At 36.4% G+C, this 10,440-nt stretch carries 11 protein-coding genes and 1 pseudogene; 6 read left to right on the top strand and 6 right to left on the bottom strand.

Annotated features, from left to right (window positions below; translation table 11 throughout):
- Positions 1–400: 400 nt before the first annotated feature.
- Complete coding sequence (gene asnS, locus ACP6PK_RS14600; protein ID WP_426560276.1) at positions 401–1,792, bottom strand: asparagine--tRNA ligase; 1,392 nt, start codon at positions 1,790–1,792, stop codon at positions 401–403.
- Between the two features lie 283 nt (positions 1,793–2,075).
- On the opposite strand from asnS, the gene ACP6PK_RS14595 reads away from it, so the two are divergent.
- Positions 2,076–2,591, top strand: coding sequence for a hypothetical protein (locus ACP6PK_RS14595; protein ID WP_094672679.1), 516 nt, complete (start codon positions 2,076–2,078; stop codon positions 2,589–2,591).
- A 353-nt stretch (positions 2,592–2,944) separates the two neighbouring features.
- Here ACP6PK_RS14595 and ACP6PK_RS14590 read toward each other — a convergent pair whose 3' ends face one another.
- Entirely contained in the window at positions 2,945–3,358 is a 414-nt protein-coding gene (locus ACP6PK_RS14590) for a sll0565 family protein (RefSeq protein WP_246844106.1), read from the bottom strand.
- A 52-nt stretch (positions 3,359–3,410) separates the two neighbouring features.
- Here ACP6PK_RS14590 and ACP6PK_RS14585 point away from each other — a divergent pair, with 52 nt between their 5' ends.
- Positions 3,411–3,725: a DUF6439 family protein gene (locus ACP6PK_RS14585; RefSeq protein ID WP_426560274.1), complete on the top strand. Its 315-nt coding sequence runs from the start codon at positions 3,411–3,413 to the stop codon at positions 3,723–3,725.
- Between the two features lie 23 nt (positions 3,726–3,748).
- Here ACP6PK_RS14585 and ACP6PK_RS14580 read toward each other — a convergent pair whose 3' ends face one another.
- Positions 3,749–4,231 carry an ATP-binding protein gene (locus tag ACP6PK_RS14580; RefSeq protein WP_094672678.1) on the bottom strand — a complete coding sequence of 161 codons (483 nt, stop codon included), beginning with the start codon at positions 4,229–4,231 and terminating at the stop codon, positions 3,749–3,751.
- Between the two features lie 528 nt (positions 4,232–4,759).
- Positions 4,760–4,921 (bottom strand): hypothetical protein, encoded by a 162-nt coding sequence (locus ACP6PK_RS14575; RefSeq protein WP_426560272.1) that lies wholly within the window; start codon positions 4,919–4,921, stop codon positions 4,760–4,762.
- Positions 4,922–5,383: 462 nt separating this feature from the next.
- On the opposite strand from ACP6PK_RS14575, the gene ACP6PK_RS14570 reads away from it, so the two are divergent.
- Positions 5,384–6,289: an alpha/beta fold hydrolase gene (locus ACP6PK_RS14570; protein WP_426560270.1), complete on the top strand. Its 906-nt coding sequence runs from the start codon at positions 5,384–5,386 to the stop codon at positions 6,287–6,289.
- 32 nt (positions 6,290–6,321) lie between these two features.
- Here the strand turns inward: ACP6PK_RS14570 and ACP6PK_RS14565 are convergent, their stop codons facing one another.
- Together ACP6PK_RS14565 and ACP6PK_RS14560 are read right to left on the bottom strand one after the other, a co-directional pair.
- The gene (locus ACP6PK_RS14565; RefSeq protein WP_426560268.1) at positions 6,322–6,651 is read right to left on the bottom strand and encodes a (2Fe-2S) ferredoxin domain-containing protein; all 330 of its coding nucleotides are present in this window, start codon (positions 6,649–6,651) and stop codon (positions 6,322–6,324) included.
- 18 nt (positions 6,652–6,669) lie between these two features.
- Positions 6,670–6,994, bottom strand: a pseudogene (locus tag ACP6PK_RS14560) (RNA-guided endonuclease TnpB family protein); the annotation flags it as partial.
- Positions 6,995–7,552: 558 nt separating this feature from the next.
- On the opposite strand from ACP6PK_RS14560, the gene ACP6PK_RS14555 reads away from it, so the two are divergent.
- The 3 genes from ACP6PK_RS14555 (at position 7,553) to ACP6PK_RS14545 (ending at position 9,793) form a co-directional block, all read left to right on the top strand.
- Complete coding sequence (locus ACP6PK_RS14555) at positions 7,553–8,014, top strand: CBS domain-containing protein (protein WP_426560266.1); 462 nt, start codon at positions 7,553–7,555, stop codon at positions 8,012–8,014.
- A 242-nt stretch (positions 8,015–8,256) separates the two neighbouring features.
- Positions 8,257–8,919 carry a phycobilisome degradation protein NblB gene (gene nblB / locus ACP6PK_RS14550; RefSeq protein ID WP_094672378.1) on the top strand — a complete coding sequence of 221 codons (663 nt, stop codon included), beginning with the start codon at positions 8,257–8,259 and terminating at the stop codon, positions 8,917–8,919.
- A 655-nt stretch (positions 8,920–9,574) separates the two neighbouring features.
- Positions 9,575–9,793, top strand: a complete 219-nt coding sequence (locus ACP6PK_RS14545) for a ssl0294 family protein (protein ID WP_426560264.1) — start codon at positions 9,575–9,577, stop codon at positions 9,791–9,793.
- Positions 9,794–10,440 lie beyond the last annotated feature (647 nt).

Here is a 10,440-nt window from a genome sequence, read left to right as displayed (position 1 = left end):
TATTCCCTATTCCCTATTCCCTATTCCCTATTCCCTATTCCCTATTCCCTAGCGCGTAGCGCTATACTATTTAATCAAATATTTATATACTCAAAACTATTCAGATTGCTTCCCTCAACTCCGTTCCAGTCGCAATGAGTTAGTTGTAAATTTTCTCACTTACCTACTTATATATAAGCTAATTTATTTCTGATTTTATAACTAAAAAAGTAAAGAAACCGGGTTTATTAAATACCCCACCATACTAACATTTACTTTCCATAAACCCGGTTTCTCATAACCCTCAAAAAAAAGCATATTTGATATCTAGAGCTAGGCATTAAGGTTAAGATATTTCTAAATGTTGAAACTCCTTTGAAAGTATGCTGTTCCCTATTCCCTATTCCCTAGTACTATAACTTTAAAAATCGACAGTTAAAGGCGCCCTGGGAAAAGGAATTACATCTCGAATATTCCCCATTCCTGTCATAAACTGCACTACTCTTTCAAATCCTAAACCAAACCCCGCATGAGGCACAGTACCATACCTACGCAAATCCAAATACCACCATAACTCCTCCTTATTCATCTCCTGTTCATCTATCCGCCTCTCCAAAACATCCAAACGTTCTTCTCTCTGAGAACCACCAATAATTTCTCCTACTTTCGGCACTAAAACATCCATTGCCCTAACTGTCTTACCATCATCATTCAACCGCATATAAAAAGCCTTAATTTTTGCCGGATAATCAGTCACCATTACAGGTTTTTTAAACAACTCCTCACACAAATAACGTTCATGTTCCGACTGTAAATCTAAACCCCATTCTACCGGATACTCAAACTTTTTATCCGTCTTTTCCAACAAAGAAACTGCCTCAGTATAACTAATCCTTTCAAAACTATTATTAATAATCGTATCCGCCGTTTCCAAAACAGTCTTATCAATCCGTTTATTAAAAAATTCCATATCCTCCGGGCAACTTTCCAAAACAGACTTAAAAATATGTTTCAAAAATTCCTCAGCCAAATCCATATCCCCTTCCAAATCGCAAAAAGCCATCTCCGGTTCAATCATCCAAAACTCAGCTAAATGTCGAGAAGTATTAGAATTTTCGGCTCTAAAAGTCGGACCGAACGTATAAACATTACTAAAAGCAGTTGCCATAATTTCCGCTTCTAACTGCCCACTTACTGTTAGAAAAGACTGCTTTCCAAAAAAGTCTTGACTAAAATCAACATCTTGTTTTTCTGTCAGAGGAACTTTCTTTAAATCAAAATTTGTAACAGTAAACATTTCCCCCGCACCCTCACAGTCACTAGCACTAATAATAGGAGTATGCACCCACAAAAAACCTCGTTCTTGAAAAAATTGATGAATGGTATTAGCACAAGCATTTCTCACCCGAAAAACTGCTCCATAAGTATTAGTTCGTCCTCGCAAATGTGCAATAGTGCGGAGAAATTCAAAAGAGTGACGTTTTTTCTGCAAAGGATAAGTTTGAGGGTCAGCATCACCATAAGCAATAATACTTTCTGCCTTAAGTTCAATTCTTTGCCCCTTTGCTGGCGACTCCACTAAAATACCAGTCACTTCCACCGAAGCACCTGTATTTATCTGCTGCAAACTTTCCTGATAATTTGGTAGATCCGGATTTAATACCACCTGTAGGTTAGCTAAACATGAACCATCATTAACTTCTACAAAAGCAAACTCTTTCAACTCTCGCTTAGTGCGTACCCATCCTTGAATTGTTACTTTAGCATCAGGTTGACCACTTCTTAAGATTTCGACAATTCGTTGCTTTGTCATTTATTTAATCCTATCCATACTTTGAGAAAGTATATCTCGTAATTGATTCAATATAGTCTTAATTTGTGGAAAATTAATTACACATTACTTTATTACTTTTTAGCTAGCTCAGAAACACATATATTTTTGCTAAATTTATTTCACTTAACCTAATTTGTATAGGTTATAGGAGTTTTGGAATTTTATGTAGCAAGTGTTACATAATTTCTTGAGCTGAGAGTTATAATTTTTTATATGTACTTATTATTAATTGTATATTTAAAACTATAGCGCTATAGTATAAATGACTTATATCGGAACTAGAGAAGCAGCTTTTTTATTAGGTATTTGTTGTCAACGAGTTAGAGTTCTACTTTCTCAAGGTAGAATTAAAGGGGCTTACAAAAACAAAGGATTTTGGCAAATTCCTCTCTATGGCAAAATGAAAATGCCTATTGTAATACCAGGTACTAGAGGTCCCGAAGGTTTATGGTGTAAAAGGCGACGAAAGAATCCAACCAAGATTCATGTTAATCAACACAAAATTCGAGATAATAGCGACCGAATTAAAAACGATCCTCAAATGACTCCCGATCAGTTAATACCAGTAATCACCTTAAAGCAGACAAATCATAATGATATGGGTTATCAAATGGAAATACATGGTCCGTGTCGTATAGTTTATAAACCTTATAAACCTTTACCTTGTGGAGCTCATTTGTGGATTGAAACCTATTATCCAGTACAGTTTGTAGATACTCAGTTTAAACCTTTCACTGCAAGACAATCCTACAAAAATGTTCGGTTAAGATATGGTTAGAATACGATCAAATATAGCACAACTTTTCGTTTACCCGGATGATATTTTAATCTTCTTGCTACAGCTAAATATTATTCTCTTTAGTAGAAATGATTGGAACTTTTAGTTTGGGCTTTTAACTTTCCAGTGTTATCCCAACTCTATCGTTATTTTTCAACTGAATCCTAATCTTTCGGCAAATTTCTAATTGTTTCATATCTTTAATATTTTATATATATTTGTCTAGGATAGTGTATGCTTTTTAAGCTTTAGCAATCAACATTAAGTCAAATCGCTATAATGGTTGAATTCGTAAAGGGATTAAAGATACTTTAATCTATCACAACAGAAATTTCCAGACAAAAAAGGTAACCTCAACTAACACAGGATTTTAACAACCAACCTATGGCAATTCCTAAACCTCCAAATCTCACAGCTTGCCAGAATGGTTCTTTTATGCTGCCCCAATCAAATAAACTGCTTTCTAGATTTAACTCTATTGTTTCCAATTCTGTCTGTATCTGTTGTAACTCTTCTCGCAATTTGTGAGTTTTTTGGCGACGTACTTCGGGTCGCACTTCTTCTAAACGATGCTGGAGTTGTGCTTTGCGCTTCTGGTAATACTGAATTTGAGAATAACGTTCTTTTACGGCAGCAAGGTTAAGTTCTACCTCTGCCAATTCTTGTGCCAGATCCATCTCTGAAACTTCTAATTCCTGATTAACTGGGACATAATTTGAAAACTCATCATTTAATTTTTTGGGAGAATCTTCTGGAGAAGGATTCATGCTGGCATACTTAAGTATAGTAAGTTCACTGGAAAACATTATCTAGGTAGATATGCTCAAGTCTAACTCAACTCCTGCAACTATAGTTAACAAAGTAGAGACTTCTAATCATAGAAATTTAGAAGAATATACCACACTAGAACTAGCCCAAGCTTTAGCCGAAAGACTTGCTATACCAGAAAGAGACTGGCATCGACTCAAGTCTAATCGCCAAGTTCGTGCATTAGAGCTAACTGTAGCTGCTTTGGTTTTTCTGATTCAGGGTCAACCTACTGAAGCGATCGCACGCCTAAACCAAGCAATTAGGTGGTTAGATCGATCAATATCAGCACCTCCATGTCCAACTCATGGTTCTCAGAAGAATTAATTAGTTTAAGTTAAGTTAATTATTCATCGTACCAAGGGCAATCTAGAGTTATTCCTTACCTTTTTGCATAGCATTAACTCTGTGCCCTTGGAATTCCATTCAATATAATCGAAAACTTGGTAGATAATGTATATTCCTCGACCACATTCTTTTTGATCGTCACAATCTGTGTAGTTTTCCGGATCATCATTTGCAATTTTTTGGTTATTTTGGTTAGGTCTACAAGGTGGTTTAAAACCAGGACCTTGATCTGATATCACCCACCAGTAGTGGTCTTTGACAATTGAAAAACGGACTAAAACTGTTTTAGTGGGGTCTAAATTATTCCCATGCTTTGTCGCATTTACTAACGCCTCTTGTAATCCTAATCGCAGTTCTGGATGCCAGTGTTTAGGAACATCCGCAAGTAGCAGATCGAGGATCGGACACAAATAGAGGGTAGAAGCGAAGCTAATTGTCACCCAATTTTGACCTATTTGACGTGGACGTGATGATATAGCAATCACTTAAAAAACTCCCTAGCCTTTGTATGGGGCATAGTCAACAACTACTTTTATCAAGAGTTGTCAATCTCCTCTACAGTTCAAAAAGCTTTAGAATGAGCATCGCTGCCCTCATATTTCCTATAATATCAAAACTCTTAAGAAAAATAAAGTACCTAAGCAGAATTAGTGCAAATTCTTGGAGATGTTCTCTAAAATAATCTAATATCTATTCTTAGGACTTTAGCAAAAAAAACTATAAAAATAGCATCAAATGATTACATAGTAAAGCTTTGATCTCTAAATTAGCCTGTTTATTTATTTATCTATGTAGATTTGAGGCATTTTAAGGCTCTTGAGCTATTTTCCCAAACCCTGTAGAGCTTTCACCTAATTTTTGCCCTCAAAAATATCCAAGTTGGGCTAGGTTCATTTTTTTGTGCCTAGGCGTTTTGTGAATAGCCTTCTCCTGAAAAAGATGCCGGGGGAACAACTAGGAACTTTGGAGAACTAAGTCAGTAGTCAGAAGAGAGGTAGATATATATAGAACCCCTAAGCGTATCTCCAGAAAATAGGTAATCTGGAGAAGTAATTGAGAAAAAATGGGTAAGAATTGATTTGATGATTGGATGAGTGGGAGATATCTAATACACCCCATCTCCCCATCTCCCCATCTCCCCATCTCCCCATCTCCCCATCTCTCCATCTCTCCATACTCCCCTACTGTCAATCTCTAATTTTAAATAGATCCCTTCAGGGGTTCTATAGATCATGGTACAGATATAGAACCCATTGGGTATCTTTGCCAATATTAAATTGTTGACTAGGATTCCGGAGATAAGCAGAGAAAATACACGAAAAATGTTTAAAAATACTGCCAATCTCTCAATTTCGTCATATCTTTTTAAATAGATCCCAAATGTGTTCTATCGGGTATTGGGATAACTCCTAACTACAGGTAGACGGTCAAATCTCCCGACAGTCACTTGCTGTGTCTACAATTAGTTGGGTTTGAACCCAAAAGCAAATATTGATTTTGACACCTGTATCCTGATTCCTTATATTTTTATTGGGATCATTGATGATAAATATTCTGCGAATTAAGATAATTCGATCCCATTTAATTTTTGATATAGTATTTAATGTAATTTAATAAATGTTTATAGTATTTTATATATGTTAACTAAATCGGTGCTTACGACAGCTAAAGTTCCTGGTAATTATTGGCAATGGCGGGATCAGCCAATCTACTACTTATGTGCAGGTAAGCCTAACTCTGCAAATCAACCCTTGCTATTAATACATGGCTTTGGAGCATCCACAGACCATTGGCGCAAAAATATTGCAGGTCTCAGCAAGTTTTTTCAAGTTTGGGCTATTGACTTACTAGGATTTGGACGTTCGGGCAAACCAAACTGGCAATATAGTGGTCAGCTATGGCAAGAACAGATCAATGACTTTATTACCGAAGTCATTGGTAGATCGGTAGTCTTAGCAGGAAATTCTCTTGGAGGCTATACAGGATTATGTGTAGCAGCTCAATATCCAACTTCTGCAGCAGGTTTAATACTGATTAACAGTGCTGGACCGTTTACTGAATCTCAATCTACTCCTAAACCTCCCTTATGGAGAAAAGTTATTTCTCAAAGCACAAAGTGGTTGATTTTACAAGACTTACCTAGTTTTTTATTATTTCAATGGACGCGACGACGTAGCACTATTAGAAAAACACTACAGAAAGTTTATTTAGATCAAAGCGCCATTACAGATCAATTAATAGAAGATATATATCGACCTTCTTGCGACCCTGGTGCAGCCAAAGTCTTTGCTTCTATGTTTAGGACACCATCTGGCCAGAAAGTTGATTTATTGTTAGACCAGTTAAACTGTCCCCTACTTACGCTTTGGGGAGAAGCTGACCCTTGGATTAAAAGCCAAACCAGAAGTGCCCAATTTCGCAAATATTATCCTCAATTAACAGAATACTTCTTAAAAGCAGGTCATTGTCCCCATGACGAAGTTCCTGAGCAAGTTAATACATTAATTCAGGAATGGGTTTTCTCGGCGGTTCAAAGGGTTTAGGATATGGAGTATAGGTTTCTATTATTTGTTAATCAGTAAAAACGAGGATGAATTCTAGGGTTGAGCATATCATCTACAGGTTTGTTGCCCTTGAGATGTTGTGAAACTATTAATGGGACATTATTAGGTTGGACTCGACAATACCAGATTTCATCTGGGATAACTCGTACTGTAGGGCCAGTGCTACATTGGCCAAGACAACCACTAGACTCAATATTGACATCAACCAAATTTTCTGTCTCAGCTTTAAAGGTCTTGAGAACCTCTTGAGAGTTGTGGCGCATACAAGACTGATTCTGGCAAACAAATACATAGCGATCGCCAGAATTAATTTCCTGTTTTTGGCATTCAGATGTTGACATTAGTCATAAATTCTTAATATAGAAATAAAGGTTTTGACTACCCCATAGCTTAAAATTGCCGGGTTTGAATCCATCGGTGAAAGTTAAATAGTGTCTATCTTCTGATAATTTCCATCTGCTAGTTTTGTACTCTACTTAGTCTCTTACTTGGTATTTTTTGAATTTTGGATAGCCCTTTTTACCTATAACCTTACCTCTGTAGTTTGGATCAAACCTTTCTATGGCTGCCCATACCCTTTCTGCGTGAGCTTGTCTAGCCATAGAATTTAGTTTTTAGGCCCAAGGAAAGTTCGGATTATGAGTTAGTAGGTGTGCAATATTTGTACGAATCATTACGACTAAAAATTTCGGCGTTGCTGAAACAAGGGATGAATCTTTGCACAAAAGGTAAATTCCATCTTTTACTTCCTCTTTCTCTAAAAGAATAATTCCAGAAGGCAAAGGACACAACGCCCCCCCACACTTCCCACACTAATTCATCCGGGAAATATGCAACGCCAAAATTTCTCTATCTATAACGATGCTCTAATAATGCTATTACGCACAAATCTGCCGATACAAGTAGCTAAATCTAGCAGATTTTACTGACTATGTGTGCCTTGCATTTTCATTTGATGGATGAGCATAGAAAAAATTTTATTGTTTAATGCTACGATAAATTTATAATCAATAAAACCTTTATGCGCAACCAATAGCAATAAAAGCAGTCCTAGAAGGAGAGGTATTTAGACTCCAATCGGTAAGCTTTGATTTAATCAAGGTGCGATGCTATATTACGTTGTACTTTACTTTTATAATTATTATTGAAGTAAAAAAGAAAAAAAAAAGAAAATTTGTACTTGTATTTTTATTTTATAACTATCATCATTACTCTAACCAGAAAAAAATTGCAGAGGTAACTATGACAAACAAAATTGTATCAGATGTTATGAGCTACAATCCAATCTCTGTCACAGAAGAAATGCCATTGAAAGAAGCAATTAAAATTTTGGCAGAACAACGTATTAGTGGTCTTCCTGTAGTCAATGAAAAGGGAAAGTTAGTTGGGATCGTATCAGAAACCGATTTAATGTGGCAAGAAAGTGGAGCTACCCCTCCACCTTATATTATGCTGCTAGATAGTGTTATTTTCCTAGAAAATCCAGCTCGTTATGAAAAAGAAATTCATAAGGCTTTAGGAGAAACTGTTGGGGAAGTAATGACTAAAAATCCTCTAACTACTACACCTGAACAACTACTTTCAGCAGCAGCTAAACTTATGCACGAGCGTAATATTCATCGGTTACCAGTGCTAGATGAAAATGGCAAAGTGATTGGTATACTAACTCGTGGAGATATTATTAGATCTATGGCAACTGAGTGATTTCGATCTTATTCAACACAATTTATTGTAAGGGAGCAAAAATAAACAAATGTAATAATTAATTATAGAAATGATAATTTACATTGCGATAAAATCAAGCCTCATACTGAGCAGTTGGTCACAATAGAGCATTGATTAAAACTGCTAATAAGGTATGCTTGTAAGTAAAAAAAGAAATATTGATAATCGCAATATTTAAGGGTAGAGAGCTTCAAAAAATTAAAACAATACAATTTATGGAAATGAGTGTTACCCCAGATTCAATTCAGCAACTACTAACATCTGAAGAATTAGGCGATCGCTTGCGTGGAGTTAATCAATTACGTCAAATAGAACCAGAGAAGGCTTTTGAATTAATTCAAACTCCGATCAAAGACAAAGATACTCGTGTTCGTTACGCTGCGGTGAGTCAAATGTCAAGTTTGGGAGAACAAAACTTAACAATCTCCCAAGAAATATTGCGTGACTGTCTGCTTAACGATCCCGAACCAGATGTCCAAGCAGCAGCAGCAGATGCTCTAGGAGCATTAAAAATCACTCAAGCTTTTGACGACTTACAACAGGTATACCAGAACACTCCAGAATGGTTAGTGAAAGTTAGTATAGTTGCAGCAATAGGAGAAATGGGGGAACCAAAAGCATTATTTTTACTAGAAGATGCTCTGAAATCAGATAATGAACTAATACAGACTATGGCCATTAGTGCCCTAGGGGAACTAGGAAATTTAGCAGCTATTCCTTTATTAAAACCCTTTGTTGTCCATAGTGACTGGCAAATTCGCTATAGACTTGTACAAGCTTTACATCGGTTAGGAGGTCTAGAAGCAAAACAAATTATAGAACAGTTGGCCAGCGACTCATTTCAACAGGTAGCTCAAGAGGCCAAGTTAGCACTGAACAGCTAATGTAGTAAAACATGTATAGCTATGAACTACCCCGGGATATTCTAGCCTCCCGTGGTATCTCTTACCGAATAATTAATAATTACTAATTATTAATTAAATAATTCAGCTTTATTAGCCTCCCCTTTCAAGGGAAAAAAGCGGTCGTTTGCGTAGCATTCCGTTAGGATTGGATAGCTAGGTTTCCCGCTCTGGCAGAGGAACTGCGCTAACTTTCCATGTAGGCGACAGCCGTTTAGCTAGCGCACAACTCCGCAAACGCACTTCGGCTGTCGCCGAATGAATGGGGAGCATGACCTAGGATGGGATCGTGTTTCGGCGCTTGAGCCGACATGAAAAGCGTTAGCGAAGCTTCTCTGCAAGAGGCAGCTCCTCTGCAAGAGCGGGAAACCTGGCCATATCCAATCTCCCCGACTGGAAAAGTGCTCTTGAATTTCCTGATATTCAATTCCGTTAGGGTTTTAACGGCTAGGTAATTATCAATTATCAATTATCAATTATCAATTCGCAAAGATACCAAATGGGTTCTATAACTATTTAATTGAACATGATATTAATTGAACTTCTACTAGATGATACTTACATATTGACTACGTTAGAATACGAGTAAATATTTAATTTGCTTAGAAATTATAGTATTAGCGAGAGGAAAAACTCTATGTTCTTAGATGAATTGACCCCAGTTGTGAAAGAATTGATTGAGCAGCCAGTTGCCTTCTTCGGAGGGTTTTTCTCTGGTGTACTTCGATTAAATCTTAACGATGACCCTGTTAAAACTTGGCTTGAGCAGCAGACTGGTTATAGTTATACTAATGATTCTACCAAAGAAGCAAATAATGGTAAAAGTGAAGGTCCTCAATCAATTACTATAGAATAATATAAAGATTTACCTTACTTATAAGCTTCTGCCAATTTCTTTGTATTTAATGTAGAGACATTCTATGGAATGTCTTTACAATATTCTTATAGACCTTTAATGGAAAGTCCGAGGAAATCAGTTTTATAGCCGATTTTATTTTCCAGACTTTAATAGTTACTAAAAATATCGTCAAAATAACATCAACTAATTTTTAGCTTGATTAGGATTTATCCTAACTAGACGAAAATCACCCGGACATGATATTACTAATAAACTTAAAGTGAAGTTATTCAACCCGATTTGATATGACTTAGGAACTACAGCTCAAAATCAAGAAATTCAAGCTTCATACTGTGAGATATTTCAATACACAGCTAATTTACTGGCTATATTACAAATTTGTAGTCATTAGGGGCGTTCCATTAATTTTTTTGAGATTTCTCTTCTAATGGCGATCGCCTATGATAATAGCTAATAGCTGGATAATTACCTAAGACCTAAGTATGTAAGCGTTAAAATTTGTCACTATTCCATTAATTGATAATTGATAATTGATAATTACCTAGCCGTTAAAACCTCACGGGAATTGAAGATCAGGAAATTCAAGAGCACTTTTCTCTTGGTCGATTGGATATGGCGAGGAAACCCGAAGAATGCAGAGCCGC

It is taken from the genome of Dapis hubbardiae BLCC-M172, assembly GCF_050016015.1.
Classification (GTDB): domain Bacteria; phylum Cyanobacteriota; class Cyanobacteriia; order Cyanobacteriales; family Microcoleaceae; genus Trichodesmium.
This window is presented reverse-complemented; position numbering and strand designations above follow the sequence as displayed.